This is a genomic window from Thalassospira sp. UBA4513 (assembly GCF_002388495.1).
Classification (GTDB): domain Bacteria; phylum Pseudomonadota; class Alphaproteobacteria; order Rhodospirillales; family Thalassospiraceae; genus Thalassospira; species Thalassospira tepidiphila.
The window spans coordinates 102,366-116,196 of sequence record NZ_DGMR01000032.1 but is presented as its reverse complement, the minus strand read 5'-3'; the positions used below and the strand labels follow the sequence as shown (position 1 = coordinate 116,196).

Annotated in this window: 8 protein-coding genes; 2 read left to right on the top strand and 6 right to left on the bottom strand. The window is 54.9% G+C overall.

The window, feature by feature from the left end:
* Positions 1 to 210: 210 nt before the first annotated feature.
* The gene (locus B2T33_RS13305; protein WP_286792290.1) at positions 211 to 2,349 is read left to right on the top strand and encodes a methyl-accepting chemotaxis protein; all 2,139 of its coding nucleotides are present in this window, start codon (positions 211 to 213) and stop codon (positions 2,347 to 2,349) included.
* Between the two features lie 81 nt (positions 2,350 to 2,430).
* Here the strand turns inward: B2T33_RS13305 and B2T33_RS13300 are convergent, their stop codons facing one another.
* The 5 genes from B2T33_RS13300 to B2T33_RS13280 all read right to left on the bottom strand — a co-directional run bounded on the left by B2T33_RS13300 (position 2,431) and on the right by B2T33_RS13280 (position 8,938).
* A complete protein-coding gene (locus B2T33_RS13300) occupies positions 2,431 to 3,036 on the bottom strand; it encodes a nucleoside deaminase (RefSeq protein ID WP_197147232.1) in 606 nt (201 codons plus the stop codon).
* A gap of 118 nt (positions 3,037 to 3,154) precedes the next feature.
* Entirely contained in the window at positions 3,155 to 3,409 is a 255-nt protein-coding gene (locus B2T33_RS13295) for a hypothetical protein (protein WP_008890625.1), read from the bottom strand.
* Positions 3,410 to 3,663: 254 nt separating this feature from the next.
* A protein-coding gene (gene prfB / locus B2T33_RS13290) for a peptide chain release factor 2 (RefSeq protein WP_120226253.1) occupies positions 3,664 to 4,792 on the bottom strand; the annotation gives its coding sequence in 2 pieces (ribosomal slippage) (positions 3,664 to 4,722 and positions 4,724 to 4,792; 1,128 coding nt in all).
* 181 nt (positions 4,793 to 4,973) lie between these two features.
* A complete protein-coding gene (locus tag B2T33_RS13285) occupies positions 4,974 to 7,397 on the bottom strand; it encodes a penicillin-binding protein 1A (RefSeq protein WP_197147231.1) in 2,424 nt (807 codons plus the stop codon).
* A gap of 257 nt (positions 7,398 to 7,654) precedes the next feature.
* Complete coding sequence (locus B2T33_RS13280) at positions 7,655 to 8,938, bottom strand: N-acetylmuramoyl-L-alanine amidase (RefSeq protein ID WP_143588773.1); 1,284 nt, start codon at positions 8,936 to 8,938, stop codon at positions 7,655 to 7,657.
* A gap of 649 nt (positions 8,939 to 9,587) precedes the next feature.
* Here B2T33_RS13280 and B2T33_RS13275 point away from each other — a divergent pair.
* The gene (locus tag B2T33_RS13275; RefSeq protein ID WP_197147230.1) at positions 9,588 to 12,590 is read left to right on the top strand and encodes an Rne/Rng family ribonuclease; all 3,003 of its coding nucleotides are present in this window, start codon (positions 9,588 to 9,590) and stop codon (positions 12,588 to 12,590) included.
* Between the two features lie 72 nt (positions 12,591 to 12,662).
* Here the strand turns inward: B2T33_RS13275 and B2T33_RS13270 are convergent, their stop codons facing one another.
* Positions 12,663 to 13,814, bottom strand: coding sequence for a pyridoxal phosphate-dependent aminotransferase (locus tag B2T33_RS13270; RefSeq protein ID WP_063088306.1), 1,152 nt, complete (start codon positions 13,812 to 13,814; stop codon positions 12,663 to 12,665).
* Between the last annotated feature and the right edge of the window lie 17 nt (positions 13,815 to 13,831).

Genomic DNA, 13,831 nt, shown 5'->3' with positions numbered 1-13,831 from the left:
ACTTTTTTGAGAATATAATTAATCACATTTCAACTTTTGCGTTTAATGATTAAATACTCAAGAAGCAAGTATTGTCCCTAAATGGGGATGTTTTCGCGTCGTCAAAAAAGCGAATAAAGAAACCCGCGGCACATTTTGTTGCTTTTAAACCATGGGTGCAAGCCGACCAGAACTCTGGAACAGGGCAACGGCAATGCGAGAGGAAATGTCATGAAACGTATTTCGGTGAAGCTACCGACGATCATTGCAGGCCTGATCCTGCTGACAGCGCTGAGCGCTGGCGGAATTTTATCCTTTGAACTTTGGGTGACCCAGAAAACCGAGGTGCAGAACAAGCTTCTGGCGCTTACGGATGCGCGCAAAGAGTCGATCCAGTCCTACCTGACATCGATTGAAGAAGACCTGATCATCGAGGCTGACAGTGGCTTTACCCGCGATGCGCTAAACGCTTTTTCCCGAAGCTGGGAACAGCTGGATGGCAATCCGATGGCCACCCTGCAAAATCTTTACATCACCGAGAACAGCTACCCGCTTGGCGAAAAGCATCTGCTGACCGATGCCGGGGATGGATCGGACTGGAGCCAGGCCCACCGGACCTATCACCCGCATTTTCGCGAGTTTCTTGAACTCAAAGGCTATTACGACATCTTCCTGATCCGCGCCGATGGGGAGCTTGTCTATTCTGTCTTCAAGGAAGCGGACTTTGCCACCAACCTCAAAACAGGCGAATGGGCGGAGACCGATCTGGGCCGGGTATTTCGCGATACATTGGCGCTGAACTCCCCCAAGGACATCGCCTTTACCGATTTCAGCCCCTATGCACCCAGTGCCGATGCCCCGGCCAGTTTCATCGCCCATCAAGTCCGGTCTGAAGCAGGCGAATTACTTGGTGTGATTGCCTTCCAGATGCCGATTTCACGCATCAACAGCATCATGAATGCATCGGTTGGTATGGGCGAAAGTGGTGAAACCTATATCGTTGGTGAAGACGGGTTGATGCGAAGTGACTCCCGGTTTTCCGAAGAAAGCACGATCCTTAAAAACCGTGTGAACGAGGATGCAACCCGCGATGCATTGGCGGGCAATAGCGGCATTCACGAAATTGTTGATTACCGCGGCGTCCCGGTCATTTCAGTTTATACGCCGATCCAGTTCAATGGCGTCGACTGGATTGTTCTGGGCGAGATTGACACTGCCGAGGCATTTTCCCCGGTTTATCGTGCCCTGATGATTGCGGCGGTGATTGTCGGCCTTGTGGCAGTGCTTGGCATCGGGGCGAGTATCCTCTTTGCCCGTTCAGTGACCCAACCGATCAAAAAAATTGTCGGCAACCTTGGCACCCTTGCCGATGGCAAGCTTGATACCAAAGTCTTTGGTACAGATCGTCCCGATGAGATTGGCGACATCGCCAAGGCAACCGAAGTCTTTAAAAAGAACATGATCCGCGCCAAGGAACTTGAGGCCGAAGCCGAGCAAGCCAAGGTGCAGGCCGCGGCAGAAAAGCGCGAACAAATGAACAAGTTGGCCGATGCGTTTCAGGACAATGTCGGCACGATTGTCAAAGTTGTGGCGTCGGCGGCAACCGAACTTGAGGCAACCGCCCAAGGCCTTACCGCGATCATGGAACAGACCAATGCACAGGCAACATCTGTTTCAAATGCGTCTGGCCTTGCCAGTACCAATGTCGAAACGGTGGCATCTGCCTGCGAAGAGATGGCCGCATCCATTCGCGAAATCAGCGCGCAGGTCCAGAACGCAACCAACATAACCACTCGGGCCACAGAAACGGCAAGCTCGACCCGCGAAACGGCAAACGGGCTTGCAGGTGCTGTACGCGAAATTTCCAGCGTGGTGGAACTGATTCAGGACATTGCGGAACAAACCAATCTGCTGGCTCTGAACGCCACCATTGAGGCAGCACGTGCAGGGGATGCCGGCAAGGGGTTTGTCGTTGTCGCACAGGAAGTCAAAAATCTGGCCAACCAGACGGCGCGTGCGACCGAAAACATCACCGCCCAGATCGAAAAGGTACAGGGCATTACCAACACAATGGTCACCGCGGTTGATGAAATCAGCGATGTCATCGAAAACAACAAGCAAAGCTCGACCGTGATTTCGGCAGCAGTTGAACAGCAGGACGCCGCCACGAACGAGATTAGCCATAACATTGCACTGGCGGCCAACGGCACACAGGAAGTGACCAATGCGATTGGCGATGTCACCAAGGCCGCAAATGAAGGAAGCCATTCCGCGACCCAGGTCCTGGCCAGCGCGCAAGAGCTTTCAAAATCGGCCGCCCGCCTTGGCAAAGAAGTCGACAGTTTCATCGCAACGGTTCGCGCCGCCTGATCAAACTGCCCGGAAACGCCAAAACGCGCCCCGCTTGAAGGTGGGGCGCGTTTTTCGTGCGTTTAAAGCTTTGCGTCGGGCTTAGTTCAGCGGGATGTCGTTATCAGATTTGCTGTCCTGATATTGGGCCGACAATCGGTCATATTCATCCGAAATTGCCTTGGCGCGTGTCAGATAGGCGGCCTTCTGATCGCCGGGCAGATCGGCAACCATGCCCATCATGGAATGGCTATCCCAGAAGGCATTGGATTTGTTGTATTCGCCGTCCTCAAGGGTGAAGACCTCCTTCATGATTTTCAGATCATGGGGAATGGCAAAGGCATCACGCGAATCTTCATACGAGAAGAAATAATAGAAATTATCAAACCCGGCCCAGGTGATAGCCGACAGGCACATGGAGCACGGCTCATGCGTCGAAAGAAAAATCAGCTCCGACGTTGCCGGGCGCTGATCAGAGGGCATTTCATAGAACCGCTTCAGGCAATGGACCTCGCCATGCCAGAGCGGATTTTCGGTTTCATTGTTGGTTTCGGCAATGACCAGCGAAAGGTCATCCTTGCGCAGGATCGCCGCACCAAACAGCTTGTTGCCGCCCGATACGCCGGCACGGGTTTTGGGCAGAATGTCGTCCTCTAGCACGGAAAACAGGCGGGCGAGGATATTCTGATCAGCGTTGGTATCGGTCATGTTGGCGGTCCCGGATGGCGGTGATTTTACATGCTGCTATTTCATCGCGTCCGGGCCGCCAAGCCAACCTGTTTTTCATATCAACAGGCGCTAAACAGCCTATCGATACGCTTTACAATCAAAGACCGCGCAATATGCCGTCATTATCAGGCATCTGGCGCCTTTCCGGCGGAACCGGAATATAGAAATCACGATCAAGCAAGGTGGTGATCGCAATCAGCGTCGGGGATTTCTGATCCCGTACCTTGGTGATCAGCGCATGATCAACCGGGGCCATTTCGCGGATTTTGATGACTTCGAAAATCGGACCGTTGGGTGTAGCGAGTTTGAACTGGTCGCCGACCGCGACCGGACCATGGGACTGATGGGCCATTTGGATCTTCCCGTGAGAGTATGGATGTTTGCTCCGCACGACCTGCCCGTGTCCCGTATTACCCGGGTGTTTTGTTGTATGCGACAGATCGCGCTTGACCACACTGTTGCAGAGCTATCCGGCAATTCTGTGACAGAAATGGGATATTTGCGCTCGATTTGCGATTTTCTGCCGGTTTGACCATCGCAAAACAAAAAACACCCCGCCAGATCCGGACGGGGTGTTTTCAAATGCAGGTGGTTCAGGATAGCCGATCAGTCGATATCTTCGATTTCCCCGGCCGACCCTGTGACCTTGGCAGCAAGGGCCGCGGCCATGAAGGCATCAAGATCGCCGTTCAGAACGCCCTGGGTATCAGACGTTTCCGTACCCGTGCGCAGGTCCTTGATCATCTGATAAGGCTGCAGGACGTACGATCTGATCTGATGGCCCCAACCGATATCGGTTTTGCTGTCTTCGACAGCCTGTGCCTCGGCTTCGCGTTTTTGCAGCTCTGCCTCATACAGGCGGGCTTTCAGCATCTTCATCGCCGTATCGCGGTTTTTGTGCTGCGAACGGTCGTTCTGACACTGGGCAACGATGCCGGTCGGGATATGGGTGATACGCACAGCAGAATCGGTTCTGTTAACGTGCTGACCACCGGCACCCGATGCGCGATAGGTATCGACACGAAGATCCTTATCAAGGATTTCAATTTCGATATCGTCGTCAATCACCGGATAAACCCAAACCGACGAGAAGCTGGTATGGCGACGTGCCGAACTGTCATAGGGCGAAATACGCACCAGACGATGCACACCTACCTCGTTCTTGAGCCAGCCATAGGCATTATGGCCGGTGATCTTGTAGGTCACCGATTTGATACCGGCTTCCTCACCATCACTTTCTTCAAGCATCTCAAGCTTGTAGCCTTTGGACTCCGCCCAACGATAATACATGCGCGCCAGCATCGATGCCCAATCCTGGGCCTCGGTCCCGCCAGCACCGGCATGAATTTCAAGATAGGCGTCATTTCCATCAGCTTCGCCAGAAAGCAGGCTTTCAAGTTCACGCTTTGCCGCGATGTCGCGGATCGAGCGCAGAACCTCTTCGGCCTCTTCAACGGTTTCGTTGTCTCCTTCGGCTTCGCCGAGTTCGATCAGACCAACACTGTCTTCAAGCTCCTGGGCGAGCTTTTTATAACCATTGATGGCGTCATCAAGCTGGGTACGTTCACGCATGACTTTCTGCGCGTTTGCCGCATCGTCCCAAAGGGTCGGGTCTTCGGCAAGTGCGTTCAGTTCGTCGAGGCGTCTAAGAGCGTTATCCCAGTCAAAGATGCCTCCTCAGCAGTGCCATCGACTGCTTGATTTCATCGACCAATGCCTGTGCTTCGGCGCGCATTGATGTCTCCGTTATTCGTCTGAAAATCTGTTTTGCCACATCAAAGATGTAGCAATGTCGGCGTGGCTTATAACAGTTTTTGTCCGGCTTGAAACCCCTGCAACCATGCAAAAACCCGACACAGAATTTGTGCCGGGTTAATGTCTTTTTCGGACGAACTCAAAGGTCCGCGAAATACGGCCTAGTAAATGCCACCCGGCCCGGACACAGCGCCTGCACTGTTATCCGAATTTCCGGATCCGCTATAACCGCCATCAATCACGTTGTCGTTTGATGCCGGGATGGTGCCGGGTTTAAAGGCCTCCCAGATCACATCCTGAGCACCCGGGCCAGCCGGAAGGCCGGTACGCGATTCAACACGGACCATGCGAATGCCCGGCGGTGTACGGAACGGAATGGCTTTGGTGCCTTCAAGCGCACCGCGCATGAACTCCTTCCAGATCGGGGCTGCGGCACTTGCGCCCTGCTCCTTGTCACCAAGGGATCGGTTGTCATCAAAGCCGACATAAACGCCCACGGCCAAATCCGGCGAGAAGCCGACAAACCATGCATCACGCGAATCATTGGTCGTGCCGGTTTTACCGGCCAGCGGATAACCAAGCTCGGCGATTGTCCGGCCGGTACCGCGTGAAATGACGCCTTCCATAATGTGAACCATCTGGAACGCACTGGCCGGATCGGTCAGTTGTTCACGGGTATCAGGCAAATCAGGCGGCATCTGATTGCGGAATTCCACGTCCTGACACAGGGTGCATTCGCGTTCGTCACGACGATAAATCACATTGCCGCGACGATCCTGAATACGGTCGATCAGGGTCGGGGTGATTTTCTTGCCACCATTGACCAGTTCTGCATAGGCCGCGGTCAAACGCATCACCGTCGTTTCAGCCGCGCCAAGCGACATCGACAGGACATCTGGCATTTCATCAACAATGCCAAACCGTTCGGCATAATCGACAACCGTCGGCATGCCGATGGTCTGTGCCAGACGCACCGTCATCAGGTTTCGCGATTTTTCGATACCAAGGCGCATGGTCGAAGGACCATAGAACTGGCCGCTATAGTTGCCCGGTTTCCATTTTCCAAGCCCCGGCCCCTGATCAATCACAAACGGCGCATCAAGCACCAGTGTGGACGGGGTAAAGCCCTGGTCCAGGGCAGCCAGATAAATAAACGGCTTGAAGGCCGAACCCGGCTGACGGCGGGCCTGTGTCGCGCGGTTGAATTTCGACAGATCATGCGAAAAACCACCCGACATCGCCAGTACGCGGCCGGTATGCGGATCCATCGCCACCAAACCACCATTGACGTTCGGGATCTGACGCAGGCCATAGGTATTGGGCGGCAGTTTTTCGCCATCAAGTTCGGCGAAATGTTTGACGTAAATGACGTCGCCGGGTTTCAGGACATCTGACGGGCGGTTAACGACCGCACCCAATGTCTGGCCCTTTTGCCACGGGCGCGCCCATGTCAGGAAGCGCAGCGGAATGCGGCCCTGCTCGCCATTCATCAGGCCCAGTTTTGCCTCGTTGGCGTCGGTATCAAGAACAACCGCACGATCCCACGGGATATCGGCGGGCGTTTCAACTTCGCGCAAGGCCTGCTGCCAGTTGCCCGACAGATCAATGTTGGTGATCGGGCCGCGCCAGCCGTGACGGCGATCATATTCGACCAAGCCGTCAAACAGCGCCTTGTCGGCGATATCCTGCAAACGCGGGACCACGGTCGAACGTACCGAAAGGCCACCGTCATACAGCATGCCCTCGCCGTAACGATCAACAAGCTGGCGACGGACTTCCTCGGCAAAGAAATCAGCCTGATAGGTATCAACCGATTCACGGCTTTTGCCCTGAAGCGGGGCCGACCATGCCGCCTGTGCTTCGGCCTCGGTGATGTAATTTTCTTCCAGCATCCGGCCGATTACCCAGTTACGACGCGCCTTGGCTTCGTCGTGGTTACGGACCGGGTGATAGTTCGAAGGCGCCTTTGGCAGGGCTGCAAGATAGGCAGCTTCTTCGATATTAAGTTCATCAAGTGACTTGTCGAAGTAACGCAAGGCTGCGGCGGCGACGCCATAGCTGCCACTGCCAAGGTAAATCTCGTTCAGATAAAGTTCGAGGATGTGTTCCTTGGAGAAGGCGCGCTCGATCCGGAAGGACAGAATGGCTTCCTTGATCTTGCGCTCATAGGAAACTTCGTTGGTCAAAAGGAAGTTCTTGGCGACCTGCTGGGTAATGGTAGATGCACCGACCGGGCGTTTACCCGTGCCCATATTAACCACGTTGGTCACAGCTGCACGCAAGACAGAGGCAAAATCGATCCCCGGGTGGGAGAAGAAGTTTTTGTCCTCGGCCGCGACAAAGGCATCAACCACCTTGGGCGGGATGGCCGAAATCGGCACAAAAACACGCTTTTCACGCGCATATTCGGCAATCAGCGCACCGTCGGATGCATGAACACGTGTCATGACCTCGGGCTCGTAATTTTCAAGCTGGGTGTAATCGGGCAGTCCTTGGCCAAAGTGCCAGAAGATCGCCAGCATACCGGCGCCGCCCGCAACCGCCATCAAGAACAGAAAGCCGAAAATACTAAGTAAAATTCGCATGTAAGCAGGTCTTTTTCATTTTGTTGGCCTGATCCGGTAGGGGCGCATATTCATGCACTCTTACCGGAAATGCAATGTCCCGGCAGACATTTCGCCTGTCTGTGCCGAAAAAACGGATGTATCCGCATTATAGCGGCAAAATAATGACAAGGTTGTGACAGCCGCCACGCCAGACAGCATTTGTTCGCGCAAACACCACACAATGATTTCGCTGACCGTTTAGGCCCCAGCGAAATCATCGGCATCACGCCCGAGTATTAGAATTTGTGTTTCTCGAAATAGATATCAATTGCCCGCAAGACCGCATCGGCAATCTTTTTGCGATGAGCCGGACTTTGCAACAACTTGGCGTCGGTCGCATTCGAAAGATATCCCATTTCAAACAAGGCCGAAGGAATATCCGGTGCCTTCAGAACCGCAAAACCGGCAAAGCGATGAGTGCGACGTTGCAGTTCGATGCTTTGGGCAAGCTGACTGACCATGTTGGCCGCAAGGGTCGCCGACAGGTTCATGGTTTCACGTTGCGCAAGATCGATCAGAATGCTTTGCACCAGCGTGTTTTCATCGGAAAGATCAATACCGGCGATGACGTCGGCCTTGTTTTCCTTGGATGCCAGTGCCGCGGCCTCTTTGTCCGACGCGTTTTCAGACAGGGTATAGACCGATGCGCCTCGATGCTTGGGATTGCCAATTGAATCCGCATGCAGGGATATGAATAAATCTGCCCCGGCCTTGCGTGCGATGTCCACGCGTTGACGCAGTTTCAGGAACACGTCCTTGTCGCGCGTCAACAAAACGCGATAGCGCCCCGATGCTGTCAGGGTTTCGGCCAACTGGCGTGCAGCCGCAAGCGTCAGGTCCTTTTCATAGACATTGCCAACACCAATTGCGCCCGGGTCCACCCCGCCATGTCCGGCATCAATCGCGATCAGCGGCTTTTCTTCGCCCCCCCGGCCCGATTGCACCGCGACATCGACACTTTGTTCGGTCGCACTGGTATCGTTACGGCTGCGCGCAGAATAGGCTTCCATACTCTGGCGCGACGCGGTCAGAAACGCATCGCGCTGTGTCGGTTTAAGATCAACCACCAGACGGTTGGGCTTCCCGCCGCCGGGCGGCAACGAGAAAATCTTTGAAACCAGCGATGGTTGGGCAACATCAAGCACCACACGGAACGTGCCCGGTTTAAACAGGCCATACCGCAGACCGGAAATAAGCCCACCACCCGAAGTCACCTTGCCCGGCGGGGCGTTCCAGTCAATTTCTGGCATATCAATGATGATGCGGTACGGATCGGGCAGCAGGAAATAGGTAAAGTCGACTTCCTGATCGAGATCGATCACAAAGCGCGTGTAATCGGGATAAACCCCGAGCCGCGCGCCAAGCACCTTGGCCGTTTGGGCAGACGCCCCTGATACGATGATCTGGGAGGCACACAACAGCGCAAACACCACCATCATCGTTCTGGCAATTTTAACCAGCAATGATCGCGATGGTGCGTTTTTCGGCGTGGAAAATGAAGTCGCGTGCTGTGAATACATCTGTCGTTTCAGCGCCTGTTACCCTGCAAGAGCATCTGTTAAGCGCTTATAGCAATGCGTTGGTTAACGGGCAATTGACCAACGACAGAACTTGCATGACAGACCTTTCAACTTTCCGCGATAGGCATGGCATGGGACAAAACTGTAAAAACAGTGTGTTTTCATATATTTGCCCGAACCAAATCATCCAAAGGAAAATCGCGCGGATTTCTGTGTGTTTTTACACGTTACTGTCAGAAAGTCGTCACATCACGCAACAAAACTGTTTGTAGCATACGCATAAAAGGGATATGTTGCACCCGAGATTCCTATGCTTTGTGGTAAGCAACCAAAATGCCACCAGGCTGAGGACGCGACGAGTGCAGTTCTTACGGTCGGTGTCTCGGTGACGCGGCAATTCCCGCTCCCGATAGAGCCCTCCTTAAAAAGGCTGTCTTGGCGCGCTCGAAGACACGCAATCTAATTCTTTTTGTTTCAACACCAAAACCAGGTCCAACCGGAAGAGCAGCCGACACGCGATGACCCAGATACATACAGGACATATCGCGACCTTTATGGTTGGCGCCTCCGGACACGCCGGTTTGTTTGCATATCAGCGCAATTGCGCCCATAGCATTGAACTGGCGGGGCCTCCAGGAACAGGTTCCGAATGGTCAAACGTATGCTTATCGATGCAACGCACGCGGAAGAAAGCCGCGTCGTTGTTATTCACGGAAATCGCCTAGAAGAATACGACGTCGAAACTTCGACAAAAAAGCAAATCAAGGGTAATATCTATCTCGCGAAAGTCACGCGGGTAGAACCGTCGCTTCAGGCGGCCTTTGTTGACTATGGCGGAAACCGTCATGGTTTCCTTGCGTTCAGCGAAATCCATTCCGACTATTATCAAATTCCGGTTGCCGACCGTGAAGCTCTTGCCCAGCAGAGCAACACACAGGTCAAGGACGCCGAAATCGTCGAAGACAATATCGGCGATACCGAAGACAGCCCGAAAAAAGACAAGAAACCGTCGCGTTCCCGCTCGCGCCGCAAACCGCGCGCCCAGAGCAAGGACGAAGCATCCGACGCGCCAGAGGCAGAAAACACCGACGCGGCCGCATCGGCCGAGGCCGCTGCCCCGTCAGATGCCGCAACCGACAATGCCGGTTCAGGCGAGGAAGAAGAAGCCAAGCCGCGTCGCCGTCGCCCGCGCAATCGTCGCAAGAAAAGCGATGATGTCGAAGCATCTGGCACCGACGCAGAAGCATCCTCTGACGGCAACGATGACAACGGCTCGGACGGTGACGATACCCCGACTGGTGGCAATGCCGCCATGTCTGCGGAAATCGCCGAGCTTGAAGTTGATGTCGATGACGACGCCAACGAAGTAACCGCACTTGACGCGACCGCCGATGTTGAAGAAGACATCGAGGATATGGGTGGTGATGACGACGGTGACGAGTTCGTTGAGTCACACAGCCGTCAGCTTCAGAAACGCTACAAAATTCAGGAAGTGATCAAACGCCGCCAGATCATTCTGGTTCAGGTCGTCAAGGAAGAACGCGGCAACAAGGGTGCGGCTCTTTCGACCTTCCTGTCGCTGGCCGGTCGGTATTGCGTTCTGATGCCAAACACCCCGCGTGGTGGCGGCATTTCGCGCAAGATCACCAATGCCAAGGATCGCAAGCGCCTGAAATCCATTCTGGCCGAGCTTGAGATTCCGGACGGCATGGCGGTGATCGTTCGTACCGCTGGTTCAGAACGGACCAAAGCCGAAATCAAACGCGACTTCGATTATTTGATGCGCCTGTGGGATCGTATCCGCGAAACCACCCTTCAGAGCCAGGCACCGTGCCTGATTTACGAAGAAGCCGACCTTATCAAGCGTTCCATCCGTGACCTTTATGCACGTGATGTTGATGAAGTTCTGGTTGAAGGTGATGATGGTTACCGGGTTGCCAAAGACTTCATGAAGATGCTGATGCCGTCGCATGCCAAACGCGTGCAGCCCTACAAAGATCAGGGCGTGCCGCTGTTCCACCGTTTCCAGGTGGAAAGCCAGCTTGATGCGATGCTCAACCCGGTCGTACAGCTTAAATCCGGTGGTTATCTGGTTATCAACCCGACCGAGGCACTGGTCGCGGTTGACGTTAACTCCGGCCGTTCGACCCGCGAACGCAACATCGAAGAAACCGCTTACAAGACCAACCTTGAAGCGGCCGAAGAACTCGCGCGCCAGCTGCGCCTGCGTGACCTTGCCGGTCTGATCGTTGTCGACTTTATCGACATGGAAGACCACCGCAATCAGGCATCTGTCGAACGCAAGCTTAAGGAAGCAATGCGCAACGACCGTGCACGTCTTCAGATCGGCCGTATCAGCCCGTTTGGTCTGCTTGAAATGTCGCGTCAACGCCTGCGCCCGTCGCTGGTCGAAAGCGCGTTTGAAGTTTGCACCCACTGCCGTGGTGTCGGCCTTGTCCGTTCGATTGAAAGTGCAGCCCTTCACCTGCTGCGCGTGATCGAGGAAGAAGGCATGCGTCGCCGTTCGGGCGCGCTGACCGTCCATGTTGCCAGTGAAGTTGCGCTTTATATCCTGAACCGCAAACGTGACTCGCTTGGCGAGATCGAAAGCCGTTACGGTTTCAGCGTCATGATCTTTGGCGATGACAGCCTGATTTCACCTGATCACCGTATCGAGCGTACACGCGCGAAAAAAGGTGACGAGGTCGAAGAGGTTTCTGCGGTTCTCAATACCGACAGTGTATCGCTGACTGCGATCGAAAACCCGGTTGATCTCGAAGAAGAAGAAGACGAAATCGAACGCAACGAAGACGACGATCAGGGCGGCAAGCGCCGTCGTCGCCGTCGTCGTCGCCGTGGCCGTAATGATGACCGCGATGATCGCAACAATGATCAGCCGCAGGAAGCATCAGACGACAGCGATGGCGCATCTGATAATGCAGATGGCAACAATAATGACGACGATGATGACGAAAGCAATCGCAAGCGCCGCCGTCGTGGCAAGCGTGGTGGTCGCCGTCGTTCGCGTCGTCAGGACTTTGATGGCAACCGCACCCGTTCACCGGCTGATGATCCGGCCCTGACGGCTGCACGCCGCAATCGTGATCACGAAGCACCGGACGGCACGGATGAAAACACCGTGATCGACGCCGACAGCGAAGGTCAGGATGCCGACAGCTTTGATCAGGAAGGCGTTCGCGCCGGTCGTACCCGCAGCACCACTGCCCCGGCCCCGGCCCGTCCGCGCCGTGATCGCAATGACAATCGCCGCAATCGCCGTGATCGCAACAGCCGTTCTGATCGCACTGACGGTGATGAAGATCGGGGTGATGTGAAAAACATCCCGATCCAGTCGGGCCCGGCCCCGGAAGCAAAACCTGAAACCCAGGCGGAAGCAAAACCGGAGGCCGCAAGCGCACCGGCATCTGCCCCGGCAGAAGTCAGCGCACCGGCACCGAAGAAAGAAACGCCAAAGGCAGAAGCCCCTGTCGAAAATACGGCAGAAAAACCTGCCGAGAAGCCTGTAGAGAAACCGGCCGAGCCGAAAGCCGCTGAGCCTGCCAAGGCTGAGAAAGCTGAACCGGCGCCTGCGCCGGCAAAAGACGAAAAACCGAAGCCAAAGAAACGCGGCTGGTGGAGCCTCGGTCGTTAAGATCGGGCATCTGAACAAACAAAAAGGGCTGCCCATCGGGCAGCCCTTTTTTCGTGGTGATTTAATGAACGATCAGCGTTTCCAGTTCTGAAGCGCCTTGACCGCACCGACCATGGTGTCTTCGCTATGAGCGAACGAGAAGCGCACATAGCCCTTGCCGCGCATGCGGTCGAAATCCGTCCCCGGTGTCGTGGCAACGCCGGTTTCTTCAAGCATCTGCTTGCAGAACGCTTCGCTGTCATTGGTCAGGTCGCGCACATCGGCATAGAGGTAAAACGCACCATCCGCCGGGGCAAATTTGGTGAAGCCCGCCTTCGGCAATCCATCCAGCAGGATTTCACGATTGCGCGCATAGGCCGAGATGTTGGCTTGCAGCTCATCCTCGCAATCGAAGGCCGCCACCGCCGCCAACTGTGACAACGCCGGGGCCGAGATGAACAGGTTCTGTTGCAGACATTCGACCGCACGCATCAGATCGGGCGGGACAATCGCCCAACCCAGACGCCATCCGGTCATGGAAAAGTATTTCGAGAAACTGTTGATGATGATGGCTTCATCACCGAATTCAAGCGCGGTGCATTCGGCCACATCGCCAAACGAAATCCCCTGATAGATCTCGTCACTGATCAGGCGAATACCGTTTTCGCGGCAATAGGTTGCCAGTTCGCGATAGGTTTCAACATCAATCATGCTGCCAGCCGGATTGGACGGGCTGGCAACGATCAGGCCATCAACCGGTTCATCCAGATCACGCAGCATCTGAACCGTCGGCTGATAATGGGTTTCCGGCCCGGCGGGCAGGTTGATCGTATCAATACCCAGCGCACTTAGAATGTTGTGATAGGCCGGGTAACCGGGGGCTGCCATCGCAACACGATCACCGGCGTCGAAGGCCGCCAAAAACGCCAGCACAAAGATCGATGAAGAGCCACTGGCAACACAAACCCGCGCCGGATCGACCGAAACGCCAAACTTGGTTTTGTAATGCCCGGCGATGGCTTCGCGCAGCGGATCAATGCCCATGGCGTTGGTATAGCCGATCAAATCAGACTCAAGCGCCTTAGCAGCAGCTTCGCGCACCTTGCGCGGTGCCGGGGTTCCGGGTTGGCCGACTTCAAGATGAAAGACAGCCTTGCCTTCCTTTTCGCGCGCATTGGCCGCACGCATCACATCCATCACGATAAAGGGCGAAATTGCACCACGAAGGGATTGCTTCAATGCCATTTGTGGGGTCCTGACAT

Bases quoted from the DNA above. Each gene is read 5' to 3' on its own strand.
- B2T33_RS13295 (WP_008890625.1), bottom strand. From the start codon at position 3,409: ATGGCCCATCAGTCCCATGGTCCGGTCGCGGTCGGCGACCAGTTCAAA.
- B2T33_RS13300 (WP_197147232.1), bottom strand. From the start codon at position 3,036: ATGACCGATACCAACGCTGATCAGAATATCCTCGCCCGCCTGTTTTCC.
- B2T33_RS13270 (WP_063088306.1), bottom strand. From the start codon at position 13,814: ATGGCATTGAAGCAATCCCTTCGTGGTGCAATTTCGCCCTTTATCGTG.
- B2T33_RS13280 (WP_143588773.1), bottom strand. From the start codon at position 8,938: ATGTATTCACAGCACGCGACTTCATTTTCCACGCCGAAAAACGCACCA.
- B2T33_RS13285 (WP_197147231.1), bottom strand. From the start codon at position 7,397: ATGCGAATTTTACTTAGTATTTTCGGCTTTCTGTTCTTGATGGCGGTT.
- B2T33_RS13275 (WP_197147230.1), top strand. From the start codon at position 9,588: ATGGTCAAACGTATGCTTATCGATGCAACGCACGCGGAAGAAAGCCGC.
- B2T33_RS13305 (WP_286792290.1), top strand. From the start codon at position 211: ATGAAACGTATTTCGGTGAAGCTACCGACGATCATTGCAGGCCTGATC.